Source organism: Mycobacterium sp. NGS56 (assembly GCF_059812425.1).
Map to the genome: position 1 here is coordinate 115,766 of NZ_JCALCQ010000004.1, position 17,479 is coordinate 133,244.

Sequence of the window (17,479 nt, forward strand, 5' to 3'; positions counted from 1 at the left end):
GATCACACCGCCAGGTAGGCGACCGCGTCCAGCATGCGGTCGGCCGCCTCCCGCAATTCCGCCACGCCCGGCCCGGCCCGCAACACCTCGCGGGCGACAGCTGGCAGCAGCTGCCCGGGTTCCGCGCCGCCCAACCCGGCGAGCGCCTCGGGCCGCCCGCCCTGCACGCCAAGGCCGGGCACCAGGACCGGACCGCCCAGCTTGCTGAGATCGGGCGCCTGCAACACCGTCGCACCGACGACCACGCCGACGTATCCCGGCCCGTACGGGGTCGCGGACCGGTTCACCACCGCCGCCTGGTCAACGACCAGCTGGGCCACCGTGCGCCCGTCGAAGGCGGCACGCTGCACCGTGGCGCCCTCGGGGTTGGACGTGGCCGCCAGCACGAACACCCCGCGGTCGTGCGCCGCGGCGGTCTCCAGCAGCGGCCGCAGCGAGCCGAACCCCAAGTACGGAGTGGCCGTCACGGCGTCGGCGGCCAGCGGCGAATCACCCGCCCACGCGGCGGCATAGGACGCCATCGTCGTGCCGATGTCGCCGCGTTTGGCATCGGCGAGCACCAGCACCCCGGCCGATCGCAAGGCCACGATGGTGCGTTCCAGCACCGCGAATCCCGCGGCGCCGTAGGCCTCGAAGAACGCGACCTGGGGTTTGACCACCGCGTATCCGGAAAACGCCTCGACGCAGATGTCGCAGAAGGCGGCCAGCCCGTCGGCGGTCGTGGGCAGGTCCCAGGCGCGGAGCAGCTCGGGATGGGGGTCGATGCCCACGCACAGCGGCCCGCGTTGGGCTTTCGCCTCCGCGAGCCGGACGCCGAACCCGGTCACCGGTCCCCGTTACCGGGCCGGCCGCCCTGACCGATCTGGCTGTGCAGTTCTTGCAGGCTGCGCACGCCGATGTCGCCGCGGATGCCCGCCTCGATGCCCTGGACGGCGGCCGAGGCGCCCTGCACCGTGGTGACGCAGGGGATGTTGACCGACACCGCGGCCGAACGAATTTCATATCCGTCGATGCGTGGCCCGGAGTTCCCGTAGGGCGTGTTGATCACCATGTCGACCTCACCCGCCCTGATGGCGTCGACCGCCGACATCTCCGGACGCCCCGGTTGCGGGTCCTCGAAGTGCTTGCGCACCTCGTCGCAAGGAATCCCGTTGCGGCGCAACATCTCCGCCGTTCCGTCGGTAGCAAGAACGCGGAATCCCAAGTCGGCCAACCGTTTCACGGGGAAAACCAGGGAGCGCTTGTCCCGGTTGGCCACCGACACGAAGATGGTGCCCCGCGCGGGCAGCGACCCGTAGGCGGCGGTCTGACTCTTGGCGAAGGCGCTGCCGAAGTCGCGGTCGATTCCCATCACCTCACCGGTGGATTTCATCTCCGGGCCCAGCAGCGAGTCGATGGCGGCCCCGTCGGCGCGACGGAAGCGATGGAAGGGCAGCACGGCCTCCTTGACCGCGATCGGGGCGTTCTGCGCCGCATGTGCGCCGTCGCCGGACGCCGCTAACATCCCCTCCTCACGTAGCTGGGAGATACTGGCGCCCAACATGATTCGGGAACACGCCTTGGCGAGCGGGATCGCGGTGGCCTTCGACACGAACGGTACCGTGCGGCTGGCCCGTGGGTTGGCCTCCAGGACATACAGCACGTCGTCCTTGAGCGCGTACTGCACGTTGAGCAGGCCCACCACACCGATGCCGTGCGCGATGGCCTCGGTCGCACGGCGCACCTTCTCGATGTCGCTGCGGCCCAGCGTCACCGGCGGCAACGCGCACGCGGAGTCACCGGAGTGGATTCCGGCCTCCTCGATGTGCTCCATGATGCCGCCGATGTACACCTCGGTGCCGTCACACAGCGCGTCGACGTCGATCTCCACCGCGTCCTCGAGGAAGCGGTCGACGAGCACCGGATGCTCGGGTGAGAGTTCGGTGGCGCGGGTGATGTAGTCCCGCAACGTCTCCTCGTCGTAAACGATCTCCATGCCTCGACCGCCCAGCACGTACGAGGGGCGCACCAGCACCGGGTAGCCGATGTCTTCGGCGATTCGCCGGGCCTGCGCGAAAGTCGTTGCGGTCCCGTACTTCGGCGCCGGCAGGCCGGCCCCGGCGAGCACGTCGCCGAAGGCGCCGCGGTCCTCGGCCAGATCGATGGCCTCCGGCGGGGTGCCGACGATGGGCACGCCCGCGTCGGCGAGGCGCTGGGCCAGCCCGAGCGGAGTCTGGCCGCCCAATTGCACGATCACCCCGGCCACCCCCGGGCCATCACCCGCGGACTGCTGCTCGGCGCGGAACACCTCGAGGACGTCCTCGAAGGTCAACGGCTCGAAGTACAGGCGGTCGGCGGTGTCGTAGTCGGTGGACACCGTCTCCGGGTTGCAGTTGATCATCACGGTCTCGAACCCGGCCTGCGACAACGTCGTTGCCGCGTGAACACAGCTGTAATCGAATTCGATGCCCTGGCCGATGCGGTTGGGCCCGGAACCCAGGATCAACACCTTGGGTTTCTGGGTCTGCGGCGCCACCTCGGTCTCGGCCGCGGGATCCAGCTCGTAGCTGCTGTAGTGATACGGCGTCTTGGCCTCGAACTCGGCCGCGCAGGTGTCGACCGTCTTGTACACCGGGTGCACGCCCAGCCGCTCGCGCAGCGACCGCACGCCGTTCTCGCCGGCCAATTCGGGCCGCAGCGCAGCGATCTGGCGGTCCGACAGCCCGCTGTGCTTACCGCGCCGCAACAGGTCGGCGTCGAGCACCGGGGCGGCGATCAGCTCGGCACGCAGTTCGGTCAGCTCGTTGATCTGCGCGACGAACCACGGGTCCACACCGCTGGCCTCGGCGACCTGTTCCACCGAGGCGCCCAGCCGCAGCGCCAGTTCGATGTCGTAGAGCCGACCCTCGGTCGGCGTCCGCAGCCGGGTCAGCACCTCGGCCGCCCCCTTTTGCGCCCCCGGGTCATCCGGTTTGGTCCAGAAACCGGCACGGGTGGTCTCCAGTGACCGCATCACCTTGCCGAGCGCCTCAACAAAGTTGCGGCCCAACGACATTGCCTCCCCGACCGACTTCATGGTGGTGGTCAGGGTGGGATCGGCGCCCGGGAACTTCTCGAACGCGAACCGCGGCGCCTTGACCACGACGTAGTCCAGGGTGGGCTCGAAGCAGGCCGGCGTTTCCTTGGTGATGTCGTTGACGATCTCGTCCAGGGTGTACCCGATGGCCAGCTTGGCGGCGATCTTGGCGATCGGGAAGCCGGTGGCCTTGGACGCCAGCGCACTCGACCGCGACACCCGGGGGTTCATCTCGATGACGATCAGCCGGCCGTCGGACGGGTTGATCGCGAACTGGATGTTGCAGCCCCCGGTGTCCACCCCGACCTCGCGCAGGATCGCGATCCCCAAATCCCGCATCCGCTGGTATTCCCGGTCGGTCAGGGTCATCGCCGGGGCGACGGTCACCGAGTCACCCGTGTGCACGCCCATCGGGTCGAAATTCTCGATCGAGCACACCACGACCACGTTGTCGTTGCCGTCGCGCATCAGCTCGAGCTCGAATTCCTTCCAGCCGTAAATCGATTCCTCGATCAGGACGTTGGCGCTCGGGCTTTCGGCCAGCCCTGCGCCGGCCATCCGGTCGACCTCCTCCACGGACCTCGCCATCCCCGAGCCCAGGCCACCCATGGTGAAGCTGGGTCGCACCACGACCGGCAGGCCGAGTTCCTCGACCGTCTCGCGCACCTCTTCCATGGTGAAACACACTCGGCTACGGGCCGATTCACCACCAACCTTGGCGACGATGTCCTTGAACATCTGCCGGTCCTCGCCGCGCTGAATGGCGTCGAAGTCGGCCCCGATGAGTTCCACGCCGTGACGTTCCAGCGCGCCGTTCTCGTACAGCGCGACCGCGGTGTTCAGCGCTGTCTGCCCACCCAAGGTGGCCAGCAGCGCGTCGATCTTATTGCCGCGCCGGGCCTGCTGGGCGATCACCTTCTCGACGAAAGCGGCGGTTATGGGCTCGACGTAGGTGTGGTCGGCGTACTCCGGGTCGGTCATGATGGTGGCCGGGTTGGAGTTGACCAGGCTGACCTGCAGCCCCTCCGCGCGTAACACCCGGCAGGCCTGGGTGCCCGAGTAGTCGAACTCGCAGGCCTGCCCGATCACGATCGGCCCCGAGCCGATCACCAGCACGTGGTTGAGGTCGGTGCGACGTGGCACTAGCGGCCCTCCCCTGCCATGAGCTCGATGAATTGGTCGAACAGGTACTCCGCATCGTGCGGGCCGGCCGCGGCCTCCGGGTGGTACTGAACCGAAAAGGCTTGTCCGTCCGCGAGTTTGACTCCTTCGACCACACCATCGTTGGCGCAGGTGTGGCTGACGATGGCTTGTCCGAACGGCGTGTCGAAGGACTGGCCGGCCTCGCCCTCGAGCGCGAAGCCGTGGTTTTGTGCGGTGACCGCCACCCGGCCGGTGGCGTGGTCGATCACCGGGATGTTGATGCCGCGGTGACCGAACACCAGCTTGTAGGTGGACAGACCCAGCGCCCGGCCCAGGATCTGATTGCCGAAACAGATGCCGAACAACGGGATTCCCGTGCTCAGCACCTCGCGGGTGACACCGACGATGTGATCGGCGGTGGCAGGGTCCCCGGGGCCATTGGACAGGAATACGCCGTCCGGCTTGATGTCGGCGATCTGCTCGTAGGTCGCCGATGATGTCAGCACGTGGGTCCGGACGCCGCGACGCGCGAAGTTGCGTGGCGTATTGGTTTTGATCCCCAGGTCCAGCGCGGCCACCGTAAACCGCGGTGCACCTTCGGGATCCACGATGTAGGTGTCCGGGGTGCTGACCTCGCCGGCCAGGTCGGCCCCGAGCATCGACTGCTGACCGCGCACCCGCTGCAGCAGTTCGTCCGTATCGGCGAGCGCGTCACCCGAGAACACCCCCGCCTTCATCGAGCCGCGGGTGCGCAGATGCCGGACCACGGCGCGGGTGTCGATGCCGGCGATCCCCACGATGTGCTGACGGACCAGTTCGTCCTCCAGGGTTCCGGTGGCCCGCCAGTTGGACGCCCGCGGCGACGGATCGCGCACCGCATAGCCGGCGACCCAGATCCTGTCACCCCGACTCTCGGCGTCCTCGCCGTTCCAACCGGTGTTGCCGATCTGGGGCGCGGTGGCCACCACGATCTGCCGGTGGTAGCTGGGATCGGTCAGCGTCTCCTGGTAGCCGGACATGCCGGTGGAAAAGACGGCCTCGCCCAGCGTCTGACCGACCTTGCCGAACGGCGTGCCGGTGAAGACGCGGCCGTCCTCGAGTACCAGTTGTGCTTTGCTCACGAACGCCGCTCCTCCTCATGGTCCGATTCGAGCCAGGCGTCGTATTCGTTACGGTGGTTCGCCCGGAAGCCGGTGTCGATCTCGACGCCCGAGGGCAGCCGCCAGCGGATCGCCAGGATTCCAATCCGGCCGGTCATCCTGCGCTCTATGCGGATGTGCGTGATCGAGTCCTGTGGGATCCAAATGGGTTGGGCCCGTACGCGATCCACCATGATTCCGCCGGCATAGCGGGTCAGCACCGCTTTGCTACGGAAACCCAGATCGCCGGCGGCGATCCGCTCACTCCAGCCCGGCGCCATCATGGAACCGCAATAGTGGCCGCGGGTGGTGATGGTCGCCGCCCCGACTCGGTCCGGAATCTCGGGCAACGCCCCGATCAGCTCCGCCTGCTGCTGTGAGCGACGCTGCCAGCTCCGCATCATCAGCTGGATCGCCACGGCGATCACGACCACCACGACGGCAGCGAAGATCAGCGATCCCACCAGTGTGCCCGAGTTCATGCCGGCGACTTCCCATCTCGGGCGGTCACCTTGCCCCGTAGCAACGTGGCGGTCACGGTGCCGGGCAGGGTCATCGCCTCGTAGGGCGTGTTGGCCGACCGGCTGGCCAGGTCGGACCCGGCGACGGTCCACGAGGACGTGGGATCCACCACCGTGAGGTTGGCGGGCTCCCCCACCTCCAGCGGTCGGCCGTGATCCGGCAGGCGCGCGATGCGTGCGGGGTTTTCACTCATCACCCGGGCGAGGTCTCGCCAACTCAGCAGCCCCGGGGTGACCATCGTGTGCACCACGATCGACAGCGCCGTCTGCAGTCCCAGCATGCCGGGACGCGCCGCGGAGAACTCCACACATTTCTCGTGCTCGGCGTGCGGGGCGTGGTCGGTGGCCACACAGTCGATGACACCGTCGGCAAGCGCTTGGCGCAACGCCACCGCGTCGGCGGCTTCGCGCAGCGGCGGGTTGACCCGGTTTTGCCCGTCGTAACTTGCCAGCCGGCTGTCGTCGAGCATCAGATGGTGCGGCGTGACCTCGGCGGTGATCGAGATCCCCTGTTCCTTGGCCCATTTCACGATCTCGACGGTGCCCGCGGTAGAGGCGTGGCAGATGTGCACCCGGGCGCCGGCGTCGCGGGCCAGCAGGGCGTCGCGGGCGACGATCGATTCCTCGGCAGCCCGGGGCCATCCCGCCAGGCCCAGCCGGGCGGCGGTCGGCCCTTCGTGGGCGACGGCGCCGACGGTCAGCCGCGGCTCTTCGGCGTGCTGGGCGACGAGCACGCCCAGGCCGGTGGCGTATTCGAGGGCGCGGCGCATCACCAGCGGGTCGTGCACGCAGATGCCGTCGTCGGAGAACATCCGCACCTGCGCGGCTCCCGCCGCCATCATGCCCATCTCGGTGAGCTCTTTGCCGGCCAGTCCGACGGTGACGGCGCCCACCGGGTGCACGTCGACCAGGCCGACCTGTTGGCCCCGATGCCAGACGTGATCGGTGACCACCGGGCTGTCGGCGACCGGGTTGGTGTTGGCCATCGCGAACACCGCCGTGTATCCACCCAAAGCCGCTGCGGCCGAGCCGGTTTCGATGTCCTCGGCGTATTCCCGCCCGGGCTCGCGCAGATGGGTGTGCAAGTCCACCAGGCCGGGCAGCAGCACGTGGTCGGTGGCATCGATCACGTCCAGGTCTTCTTGGAGGCCGCCGGTCCTGTCGAGACCGGTACCGATGTCGGCGATCTGGCCGTCATCGACCAGCACGTCGACGCGGTCGCCCTCGCCGTACAACCGAACCCCGCGCAGCAGCACGCTCACGCCGCACCCTCTTCTCCGGCTGATTCGGTGCCGACCAGCACATGGAACAGCACCGCCATTCGCACGTGGACACCGTTGGAAACCTGTTGCAGCACCGCCGATTGGGATGAGTCGGCCACCGACGAGGCGATCTCCATGCCGCGCAGCATCGGGCCCGGGTGCAGCACCACGGCATGGCCGGGCAGCATCGCCTGGCGGCGATCGGAAAGCCCGTACAGCGAGGAGTATTCGCGCACCGACGGGAAGAACCCACCGTTCATCCGCTCGGCCTGCACCCGGAGCATCAGCACCGCGTCGGCGGCGGGCAGCTCGGCGTCGAAGTCGTTCGATACGGTGACCGGCCAGCCGTCGACGCCGACGGGTAACAGCGTCGGGGGCGCGACCAGCACTACCTCGGCGCCCAGGGTGTGCAGCAGCATCACGTTGGAGCGGGCGACCCGGCTGTGCAGGATGTCGCCGACGATCACGATGCGACGGCCTTCGATGCCGCCCAGGCGCTGACGAATGGTGAGCGCGTCCAGCAGCGCCTGGGTGGGGTGCTCGTGGGTGCCGTCGCCGGCGTTGATCACCGACGGTCCCCCGTCGTCCTTCGCGCCGGTCCAGTCCGCCAGCAGATGCGCGGCGCCGGACGCCGGGTGCCGGATGATCAGCGCGTCGGCGCCGGCGGCACGCAGTGTGAATGCGGTGTCGCGCAGCGACTCCCCTTTGCCCACCGACGATCCGGACGCGCTGACGTTGATCACGTCGGCGCTCATCCATTTCCCGGCAACCTCGAAGGACACCCGGGTGCGCGTCGAGTTCTCATAGAACATCGTGACGATGGTGCGGCCGCGCAGCGTCGGCAGCTTCTTGATCTCCCGGCCCACCAGCGCCTGCGCGAACCGGTCGGCGTCGTTAAGGATGGCGGTGGCGTCGTCGCGGCTCAAATCGCCCGCGGCCAGCAGATGGCGCGTCATCGTGAGATCACCACCCCGTCGTGGCCGTCGGTCTCGCTCAGCAGAACGCGCACACTCTCGGCGCGTGAGGTGGGGACGTTCTTGCCCACATAGTCGGCCCGCAGCGGCAGTTCGCGATGGCCGCGGTCGACCAGGACCGCCAGCTGCACCACCCGCGGCCGGCCCACGTCGCGCAGCGCGTCCAGCGCGGAACGCACCGAGCGACCCGAGTACAAGACGTCGTCGACCAGGATCACCAACGCGTCGTCGATGCCGCCGGCCGGAATGGCGGTGGCTTCCAGCGGCCGCGGCGGTTTTTGCATCAAATCGTCGCGGTAGAGCGTGATGTCCAGAGCGCCGTGGCCGACCTCCACGCCGCTGTATTCGGCGATGTTGGCCGCCAGCCGGTCGGCGAGGATGACACCGCGGGTCGGGATGCCCAGCAGCACCACCCGCGGCGCGTCGGGACCGTCCAGCGCGGTCTTTTCGATGATCTGATGTGCAATGCGGGAAATGGTGCGGCTCACATCGGCCGCCGACATCAACTCCCGGGAATCGCTGCCTTTACCAGCGTGACAGCCGGTGTCACCCGCAGCACCCATACGAAACTTGACCTCCTTCTCCGCCTCGCCGGACGGATCGTTAAAGGATGTCGACTGCGTGGCAGCGTAGCACTTATTTCGAGCACGGCTGCGCCTGGCACATGGGACGCCCGTCGCCCCCTCACCCGCGTCAGTCACATGGGCCCCATCAGTCCCGGAAAAGGGACACACTGCGTGTGCCCGCCTCACAGCGACAAGGCGCGTTGGGGGGTCAAGTCGAGTGCGGTGCGTGTCGCGGGTGGACCGTATGCGTGTTTTGTCGCTGAAAGGCGGGCACAAATCGTGTCCACTCGGCGAGAGTCGGGTGGGACGTGAGTGAAGAACGCGGGGCGGCTAAGTCGGCGGAGGCGGCTGGGGCCAGGTGCGGCGCGGCCTGATGGGCCCACAGTCAGGCCGATTTTGCAGTGCCAGACGCTCGCCTGGGTTTGGGTCTTTCGCAGCAAACGTCGTCCGGCGATGACGTGACGGGTCCACCGTGGGCGTCGGGTCCACCGCGCGTCGGGTCGACCGTCGGCGGCGGGTCCGCCAAGTTGGTGGGCAGCACGTCAGCGCCGCCGATTCCGATGAACGCCAGGGCAAACACGGCAGCACCACCGCACGTCGCGGCAATTGTCCTGACCTTTTGAATGGCCATGGCAGGTAATTCCATTTTTTCGCGCCGAATGTATATGGCTGTGACGCGGCATCGCCGTCGGGAGGCCTTTGATCAGGTGCAAGGGTATTGCCCATTGAGCAGACAATTCGACGGCGGCGAATACGAACCGGTCAGCACGCCTCGCATACCGCCTGTGGCAGAACCACCGGGTGCAATGACGCGATTCCAATTCGCGGGGGTGAGAACATAGTGGGTGCCAGATTGGGTAACGGTGCTATTCCACGTGTGGATTACGGATTCTCCCGCCGGCAAGTCGAATTCGAGCTTCCAATCGGTTAGCGGCGCGATGCTCGAGTTGATGATGGTGAAGCGGGCGATGAAACCGGTCTGCCATGTGTGTTCCACCGACAACGTCGCCGTGGCGGCAGCCGCATGAGCCACGGGGGTGGCAACAAGTCCGAGGGCGGCGACTACCAACGCCGATACGGCCACGTGAAGCGCTGCGAGCCGGCGCTTCACGTAATTGTTCAGTCCGGACATAGCAGCCAACATTAAAGTCAAGCAGGGAATATCGGCCTTCGCATCGCGGGTAAGCTGCAGTACCTTTGCTCAACCGAAACCGTCATGAAATCTTGGCCTCGATACACCTGGCAGGCGGTATCCGAGCAGCCGCTGCGCGACGCTCTCGGCGACGCCGCCACCGGCCCCGCTAACCTGACCGGGTGAATCGCTCGACCCTTAATGGCAATGCCGCCTCCATTCGTGAAGTGTGTGACGCCGGCCTGCTCGCCGGTGCGGTGACGGTGGTCTGGCAGCGCGGAGAACTGCTACAGGTCAACGAAATTGGCTACCGTGACGTGGATGCGGGTCTGCCGATGCAGCGCGACACGCTGTTTCGCATCGCCTCGATGACCAAGCCGGTGACGGTCGCGGCGGTGATGAGTCTGGTCGACGAGGGAAAGCTGACGCTCAAAGACCCGGTCACCCGGTGGGCACCGGAGCTGGCCGACGTGCGGGTGCTCGACGATCCGCACGGCCCGCTGGACCGCACCCGCCCGATCAACCGCACGATCCTGATCGAGGATCTGCTCACCCACATCAGCGGGCTGGCCTACGGCTTCTCGGTGTCGGGGCCGATCTCCAAGGCCTACCTGCGGCTGCCGTTCAATCAGGGTCCGGACGCCTGGCTGGCCGAGCTGGCCAAGCTGCCGCTGGTCCATCAACCCGGTGACCGCGTCACCTACAGCCACTCCATCGACCTGCTGGGCGTCATCGCCTCCCGCATCGAGGACAAGCCGTTCCACGAGGTGCTCGACGAACGGATCCTGGGCCCGGCGGGCATGACCGACACCGGGTTCTTCGTCTCCCCCGAGGCACGGCGCCGCGCGGCCACCATGTACTCACTCGACGAACAGAGCCGACTGCACCACGGGGTGATGGGCCCGCCGCACATCACCCCGCCCTCGTTCTGCAATGCCGGCGGCGGATTGTGGTCGAGCGCCGACGATTACCTGCGGTTCGTGCGGATGCTGCTGGGCGGCGGAGCGGTCGACGGCGTGCGGGTGCTGTCGGAAGAGTCCGTCCGGCTGATGCGGACCGACCGGCTGACCGCGGAACAGAAGCGGCACAACTTCCTGGGCGCACCATATTGGGTCGGCCGCGGCTTCGGGCTGAACCTGTCGCTGGTGACCGATCCGGCCAAGAGCACACCGCTTTTCGGGCCGGGCGGTCTCGGCACGTTCAGCTGGCCCGGCGCTTACGGAACGTGGTGGCAGGCCGACCCCACCGCGGATCTGATCCTGCTCTACCTGATTCAGAATCTTCCGGACCTGACCGTCGATGCCGCCACGGCCGTCGCCGGTAACACGTCGCTGGCGAAACTCCGCACGGCGCAACCGAGATTCGTCCGCAACACCTATCGCGCCCTCGACCTTTAAAGTCACATCCCGATGCCCGAATACCCGCCCGACCGCATCAGCGGTCCGAGGCTGCTGCTACGCCTGCCCACGCTCGACGACGCCGGGCCGCTGTTCCAGCGGGTGGCCCGCGATCCGCAGGTCACCAAATATCTGTTGTGGGCGCCGCACCCGGACGTGGCCGCGACGCGGCGCGTGATCACCGAGAAACTCAACGCCAGTCCGGACGAGAAGACCTGGGTCATCGAGTCACGGCACCGCGGCGAGGTGATCGGGCTGGCCAGTTGCCGCCGCACCGCACCGCACTCGGTCGAGGTCGGCTACTGTTTGGGCCGACGCTGGTGGGGCAAGGGATTGATGTCCGAGGTGCTCAGCATGCTGCTCACCGCGCTCGACGCCGATCGCGAGGTCTATCGCGTGTGGGCCACCTGCAGCGTGGACAACGAGCGCTCGGCGCGACTGCTCGAGCACGCCGGCTTCTTCTTGGAGGGACGGCTGGCCCGGCACGCGGTCTATCCCACCATGGGGCCCGAGCCGCAGGACAGCCTGCTCTACGCCAAGATCCTGCGCTGACTAGGAGTTGTGCCCCAAGCCGTCCGTCTCGAGCGCCCGGCGGGCATAGGCCCGCACGTCGGCGTCGCCGTCCTTGAGCGCGAGCCTCAACGCGTCTGTAGCGGCGGGCTCACCGGCCCACCGGGTCAAGGACAGTACCGCCGCCTTGCGGACGTCCAGATGGGCGTCGCCCAGCGCCTCGGACAGATGCGGAACCGCGAAGTCGGCAGGCGCGCCGGCCAGGGCGCGCGCCGCGCCTTCCCGCACCTGCCAGGCCGGCGCCCGCAGCGCCTGTTTGATGGCGGCGTAATCGTCTTGGCCGCAACCGAGATGGCCCAACGCGGCCAGCGCGGCCGCGCGAACCAGCGGATCGGTGTCGGCGATCAGCCGCCGCACGGCCGAGCTGGCCGGGGCTGTCGTCGCTCCCAGCGTCGCCAGCCCGGCGGCCGCCGCGATGCGCACCTCACGGTTCTCGTCGCCGGCGGCGGCCACGACACCGGCCACGTCGTCGACGGACACCAGCGCCCGCACCGCTTCGATGCGAACCCGGTGATCGACGTCGTCCAAGGCGTGACGGTACTGCTCGGCGTCACCGGCGCGGCGCGCGGCCAGCACGTACAGCGAGGCCGCGCGCACCACCCGATCGACTGAATCGAGGTGATCCCGAACGCTTTCCGGCTCCGGCAGCACCTCGACCAGCTCGCGGATGCCGTCGGCGCTGGTGTGGCGGACCGCGGCGTCGCCGTCGTTCAGCCCGGCGACCAGCGCCGGCGCATAGCCGTCCGGAGTGTGCTCGGTCAGCGTCGACACCGCGGTGCGGCGCACCCCGGGATCCGGGTCGGCAAGATAGGGCCCCAGGTCGGCCATCGTGGGCTCCGCGAGCGCCAGCACCTCGGCGATGCGCGGTGACGGCGGCTCGACTGTCGTTGTGGCCGAATCGATTCGGGACACCGCGGTGGCGGGCGCTTGGCCGCCGACCAGCGGTGGCTGCTCCACCGGGTACACCGTCTGGTCGGTGGGCGGCAGGCCGTCGAGCTCCGGGACGGACACGAAATACGGTGCCACCGGCCGCTTGAGGAACACCATTCCTTTTTCGGCGTCGCCTTGGGTCGCTTTGCGCAGATTGAGGTGATAGCCCCACTGGTTGTCGTCGCGGCCGGGCAAATCGGCGCGATCGTGATAGAGGCCCCACCGGGATTCGGTGCGGGTGTGCGACGAGCGGGCGGCCATCTCGGCACAGTCGCGGATGAACGACACCTCCACCGCGCGCATCAGCTCGTGCGGATTACGGGCGCCCATCTGTCCGATCTCGGCGCTCATGCGCTCGAAGGTGCGGATGGCCAGGGACAGCTTCGCCCCGGTCTTGGGGGGCGCGACGTAGTCGTTGACGAATCGGCGCAGCTTGTACTCGACCTGATGTTGTGGCGGGCCGTCCGGATGCCGCAGCGGCCGGTAGATCAGCTCATGCGCCGCACGCACCTGTTCGTCCGGAAGCTGCTGTGGTGCAGCGACATCGGCTAGGGTCGAGGCGGCGTGCGTGCCGGCCAGATCGCCGAACACGAACGCCCCGATCATGTAGTTGTGCGGAACGCAGGCCATGTCGCCGGCGGCGTAGAGGCCGGGAACCGTGGTGCGGGCGTGCTCGTCGACCCACACCCCCGATGCGGAATGCCCGCTACACAGGCCGATCTCGGAGATGTGCATCTCGATGTCGTGGGTTCGGTAGTCATGGCCGCGGTTGGCGTGGAAGGTGCCCCGGGTCGGCCGCTCCGTAGTGTGCAAGATGTTCTCCAGGGCGGTCAGCGTCTCGTCGGGCAGGTGCGACACCTTGAGATAGATGGGGCCGCGGGCGGAGTCGATCTCGGTTTTGACCTCGGCCATCATCTGCCCCGACCAGTAGTCGGAATCGACGAACCGCTCGCCGTGCGCGTTGACCTGATACCCACCAAAGGGATTGGCCACGTACGCGCACGCGGGGCCGTTGTAGTCCTTGATCAACGGGTTGACCTGGAAGCACTCGATGCCGGACAGTTCCGCGCCCGCGTGGTAAGCCATCGAGTAGCCGTCGCCGGCGTTGGTGGGGTTCTCGTAGGTGCCGTACAGGTAGCCCGACGCGGGCAGGCCGAGCCGCCCGCAGGCGCCGGTCGCCAGGATAACCGCCTTGGCGCCGACCGTGACGAATTCACCGGTGCGCGTGTGCAGGGCCGCCGCGCCGACCGCGCGCCCGCCGTCCACCAGCACCCGCACCGGCATCAGCCGGTTCTCGATCTGAATCTTTTCGCGCATCGATCGTTGCCGCAGCACGCGATACAGCGCCTTCTTGACATCCTTGCCTTCGGGCATGGGCAGCACGTAGGAGCCCGAGCGGTGCACCCGGCGCACCGCGTATTCGCCGTGCTCGTTCTTCTCGAACTTCACGCCGTAGCGTTCCAGCCGCTGCACCATCGCAAAGCCGCGGGTCGCGGTCTGATACACGGTGCGCTGATTGACGATTCCGTCGTTGGCGCGGGTGATCTCGGCGACGTAGTCCTCGGGTTCGGCCTTGCCGGGGATCACCGCGTTATTCACCCCGTCCATGCCCATCGCCAGCGCACCGGAATGTCGCACGTGGGCCTTTTCCAGCAACAGCACCTGCGCACCGTTCTCGGCGGCCGACAGCGCCGCCATGGTGCCCGCGGTGCCGCCGCCGATGACCAGGACGTCACAGTCGAGCCGGATCGGGGTCGCCGGGTCGGGAATCTGCATCATGCCGCCTCCGCTCGGTGGTTCAGTGCCGCAACAACTTCGGCGCGCAGCGCGGCGCGCTGCCGATCGACGCGTGGCTCCGGCACGTCGATCAGGGCGCGCAACGGTTGACCGGCCCTGCCCAGTACGGCGATGCGATCGCCGAGCAGCAGCGCCTCATCGACATCATGCGTGACGAATACGATCGTCGTCGGATGGGCGCGCCAGGTGTCGATCAGCAGCCGCTGCATGGCCGTTCGGGTCTGGGTATCCAGCGCGCCGAACGGTTCGTCCATCATCACCGCGCGCGGCGCCCCGGCCAGGCCGCGGGCCAGCTGAACGCGCTGCCGCATGCCACCGGACAGGCTCTTCGGCAGATAGTCGCCGAACCCGGTGAGACCGAGTTCGGCGATCCAGCGGTCCGCCTCGGCGCGCCGGCCGGACCGGGGGGCACCCCGCAACCGAAGGGCCAGCTCGATGTTGGAGCGCACGGTCCGCCATGGCAACAATGCGTTGTCCTGAAACACCATCCCCCTGTCGCCCGAGGTGGTCTTCACCTCGGCGCCGTCAGCGACGATCCGGCCTTGGTCGGGCTGCAGCAGTCCCGCCAGTGCCCGCAGCACCGTCGACTTGCCGCAGCCCGAGGGGCCGGTGAGCACCAGGATCTCCCCGGGACGCACGGTCAGGGTCAGGCGATCGATCACCGGTTCTCCGGTGTAGGACAAGCGGACTCGGTCCAATTCCAGACTCACCGGGGCCTGCTTCACAGTCATTGCCGGCCTTCCTCCTCCGCACGCGGCAGCCAGCCGGTCACCCGGCGGCCCACGACCTCGACGGCGGCCGCCGTCGCGAAACCCAGCACGCCGATGGTGATGATGCCCACGAACACCTGCGGGTAGGCCAGCACGGTGTAGTCCTGCCAGGTGCGATAGCCGATCCCGAGTCGGCCCGAGATCATCTCCGCGGAGATCACGCAGATCCACGCCACGCCCATACCGACCGAAAGGCCGCCGAACACACCCGGCAGGATGCCCGGCAACACCACCTGCTTCAGCACATCGGACCGCCCGCCGCCGAGGGTGCGCACCGAGTCCTCCCACAGCGTCGGCAGCGCCCGCACCGCGTGCCGGGTGCTGACCAGAATCGGGAAATATGCCGCCAGGAAGGTGATGAACACGATGCCGGCCTCGTCGGTCGGGAACAGCAGGATCGCCACTGGCACCATCGCGATGGCGGGAACGGGCCTGAGCAACTCCGTCAGCGGGCCGAAGATGTTGGTGAACAAGCGCGAACGGCCCAGCAGCACGCCCGTCGCGACGCCGACCACCGCGGCCAATCCGAAGCCGGTGAGAATACGGATCAGCGACTGCGCCAAATCAAGCCAGTAGTCTGAGGTTTCGAGCCGACGGCCCAGCGCGTGCACGATCTCGGTGACGGTGGGCAGCGTGTCGAAGCGCAGCAGCAGCCGGGCCTTGTCGGCGGTGAGCACCTGCCACAACCCGATCGCGGCGGCAACCGATGCTAGCCGCAGCAGCCGCCATCGCCAAGGCGAGCCGGTACGCCGCGGATGGACCGCCGCGGGGACCGTGTCGGCGACCTGTGGGGCTACCGGGGCCGCCGGGTCGCCGGTGAGATAAGCGGTCATACCGAACCTCCAAGAGCCTGTTCGTAATTCACGATGGCACCGCCGGGGTGCGCGGCGAGATAGCGATGCGCGCCTGCGGGCGTTCCGAACGGCAGGTAGTTCTGGCCGTCCTGGACCCAGACCGCCTTGTCGGCGAACCATCGGGTGCCCAGCTCCGCGTCGGGTACGTAGGCGGCACGGACTTTGGCGCCACGGGCGGTCGCGTCCCGCGCCGCCCGGAGCAGACTGGTCGGGTTGGCGACCGTTTGGGTGGAATCCGAACCGTCCAGCCACAGTTCGCTTGCCAGGGCGGGATCACCGTGGAGCGCGGACGGGTTGGCGGTGACGGACCGGGCGGCGTCGTAGTTCAGGCCGCGAGCGCCGTACACGGTGCGCAACGGCTCGTCCTGGACGAATCCGGATACATCGAGGTCGGCAAAGTCGCCGATCGACTTCAGGTATGGGACATCGTTTTTCAACGCCTCGACCAGTGACGGCTTGAGGGTGGTATCGAACGACGTACCACCGGGACCGTTGTAGAGGTAGACCACTTCCTGCGGCAGACCGCTCCCCTGGGCGACGATGCGGGCGGCCTCCAGCGGCTTGTGGTTGAGGAAATCGGTCGCGTCGAGTTGCGCCTGCAGGAAGGCGCCCAGCACCTCCGGGTGCGCCGAGGCATACGCGCGTCGCACCACCACCCCGTGCAGGGTGGGCAGGTTCAACTCGGCGCCGTCGTACAGCAGTTTGGCTTTGTCCTGGAATACCAGCAGCCCCGGCCAGGCGACAAACTGCGAAAGCCCCTGCACCTGACCTGATTCCAGGGCAGAGGCGCCCACCTGGGGTTGCTGGTTGAGCACTTCCACGCCGTTGATTCCGGCCCTGTCCAGCGCCCGCACCAAGGTACCGTGACCGGCCGACCCCACACTGGCCGAGACCTTGGCGCCGGCCAGGTCACCCAGCGTGGTCGCCGACGAACCGGGCGTCACCACCACCATGTTGAGGGCGCCCTTGGGGTTGTAGCCGGTGATGGACACGATCTCGGTTTTCGCCAGCGGGTTGGCCTGCGTCTTGGAGCCATTGATCAGCATGGGGTAGTCGCCCATCGAGCCGATGTCGATCTTCTCGGCGAGCATCTGCGCGGTGATCGGGGCGCCGGTGTCGTAATCCTGCCACCGCACCGCGTATTTGGTGCCGGTCCGGGTGGTGATGTCGGCGAGCCGGTGCTCCAGGTAGCCCTGGGCGCGAAGCAGGATACCCGCAGTGACGGTGTTGATGGTCTTGGACTGATAGCCCACCACTACGTTGACCACACCCGATGACTGCGACAGAGATTCCAGTGAGCAGGCCGAGGTGAGCGCGGCGATCGCGAACACCACCGGCGCCAGCCGGATGGCGGGTCGTTTCATGAAAT

The 17,479-nt window shown here is 67.9% G+C and carries 14 protein-coding genes; 2 read left to right on the top strand and 12 right to left on the bottom strand.

The window, feature by feature from the left end:
* Nucleotides 1–2 precede the first annotated feature (2 nt).
* The 8 genes from pyrF to AC5Y4F_RS13410 all read right to left on the bottom strand — a co-directional run bounded on the left by pyrF (nt 3) and on the right by AC5Y4F_RS13410 (nt 9,792).
* Entirely contained in the window at nt 3–827 is an 825-nt protein-coding gene (gene pyrF, locus AC5Y4F_RS13375; protein ID WP_499997200.1) for an orotidine-5'-phosphate decarboxylase, read from the bottom strand.
* Nucleotides 824–4,198, bottom strand: coding sequence for a carbamoyl-phosphate synthase large subunit (carB, locus tag AC5Y4F_RS13380; protein WP_499997201.1), 3,375 nt, complete (start codon nt 4,196–4,198; stop codon nt 824–826). Before carB ends, pyrF begins: the two co-directional genes overlap by 4 nt.
* The gene (gene carA / locus AC5Y4F_RS13385; RefSeq protein ID WP_067932315.1) at nt 4,198–5,319 is read right to left on the bottom strand and encodes a glutamine-hydrolyzing carbamoyl-phosphate synthase small subunit; all 1,122 of its coding nucleotides are present in this window, start codon (nt 5,317–5,319) and stop codon (nt 4,198–4,200) included. Before carA ends, carB begins: the two co-directional genes overlap by 1 nt.
* Nucleotides 5,316–5,819, bottom strand: a complete 504-nt coding sequence (locus tag AC5Y4F_RS13390) for a PH-like domain-containing protein (protein WP_499997202.1) — start codon at nt 5,817–5,819, stop codon at nt 5,316–5,318. Before AC5Y4F_RS13390 ends, carA begins: the two co-directional genes overlap by 4 nt.
* Nucleotides 5,816–7,120, bottom strand: coding sequence for a dihydroorotase (locus AC5Y4F_RS13395; RefSeq protein WP_499997204.1), 1,305 nt, complete (start codon nt 7,118–7,120; stop codon nt 5,816–5,818). Before AC5Y4F_RS13395 ends, AC5Y4F_RS13390 begins: the two co-directional genes overlap by 4 nt.
* On the bottom strand, nt 7,117–8,076 hold the full coding sequence (locus tag AC5Y4F_RS13400; protein ID WP_067932321.1) for an aspartate carbamoyltransferase catalytic subunit: 960 nt from the start codon (nt 8,074–8,076) through the stop codon (nt 7,117–7,119). The genes AC5Y4F_RS13395 and AC5Y4F_RS13400 overlap by 4 nt, the downstream gene beginning before the upstream one ends.
* Nucleotides 8,073–8,657 (bottom strand): bifunctional pyr operon transcriptional regulator/uracil phosphoribosyltransferase PyrR, encoded by a 585-nt coding sequence (gene pyrR, locus AC5Y4F_RS13405; protein WP_499997206.1) that lies wholly within the window; start codon nt 8,655–8,657, stop codon nt 8,073–8,075. The genes AC5Y4F_RS13400 and pyrR overlap by 4 nt, the downstream gene beginning before the upstream one ends.
* Before the next feature lie 706 nt (nt 8,658–9,363).
* Nucleotides 9,364–9,792, bottom strand: coding sequence for a cellulose-binding domain-containing protein (locus tag AC5Y4F_RS13410; protein WP_067932325.1), 429 nt, complete (start codon nt 9,790–9,792; stop codon nt 9,364–9,366).
* 182 nt (nt 9,793–9,974) lie between these two features.
* On the opposite strand from AC5Y4F_RS13410, the gene AC5Y4F_RS13415 reads away from it, so the two are divergent.
* Together AC5Y4F_RS13415 and AC5Y4F_RS13420 are read left to right on the top strand one after the other, a co-directional pair.
* On the top strand, nt 9,975–11,189 hold the full coding sequence (locus AC5Y4F_RS13415) for a serine hydrolase domain-containing protein (RefSeq protein ID WP_499997208.1): 1,215 nt from the start codon (nt 9,975–9,977) through the stop codon (nt 11,187–11,189).
* 12 nt (nt 11,190–11,201) lie between these two features.
* The gene (locus AC5Y4F_RS13420) at nt 11,202–11,741 is read left to right on the top strand and encodes a GNAT family N-acetyltransferase (RefSeq protein WP_067932330.1); all 540 of its coding nucleotides are present in this window, start codon (nt 11,202–11,204) and stop codon (nt 11,739–11,741) included.
* On the opposite strand, the gene AC5Y4F_RS13425 is transcribed toward AC5Y4F_RS13420, so the two are convergent.
* The 4 genes from AC5Y4F_RS13425 to AC5Y4F_RS13440 are packed head-to-tail and all read right to left on the bottom strand — an operon-like array spanning nt 11,742 to nt 17,474.
* Nucleotides 11,742–14,468, bottom strand: coding sequence for a fumarate reductase/succinate dehydrogenase flavoprotein subunit (locus tag AC5Y4F_RS13425; RefSeq protein WP_499997210.1), 2,727 nt, complete (start codon nt 14,466–14,468; stop codon nt 11,742–11,744).
* Nucleotides 14,465–15,217 (bottom strand): ABC transporter ATP-binding protein, encoded by a 753-nt coding sequence (locus AC5Y4F_RS13430; protein ID WP_067932332.1) that lies wholly within the window; start codon nt 15,215–15,217, stop codon nt 14,465–14,467. Before AC5Y4F_RS13430 ends, AC5Y4F_RS13425 begins: the two co-directional genes overlap by 4 nt.
* Nucleotides 15,214–16,089, bottom strand: coding sequence for an ABC transporter permease (locus AC5Y4F_RS13435; RefSeq protein ID WP_067932334.1), 876 nt, complete (start codon nt 16,087–16,089; stop codon nt 15,214–15,216). Before AC5Y4F_RS13435 ends, AC5Y4F_RS13430 begins: the two co-directional genes overlap by 4 nt.
* Nucleotides 16,086–17,474: an ABC transporter substrate-binding protein gene (locus AC5Y4F_RS13440; protein WP_499997214.1), complete on the bottom strand. Its 1,389-nt coding sequence runs from the start codon at nt 17,472–17,474 to the stop codon at nt 16,086–16,088. The genes AC5Y4F_RS13435 and AC5Y4F_RS13440 overlap by 4 nt, the downstream gene beginning before the upstream one ends.
* Between the last annotated feature and the right edge of the window lie 5 nt (nt 17,475–17,479).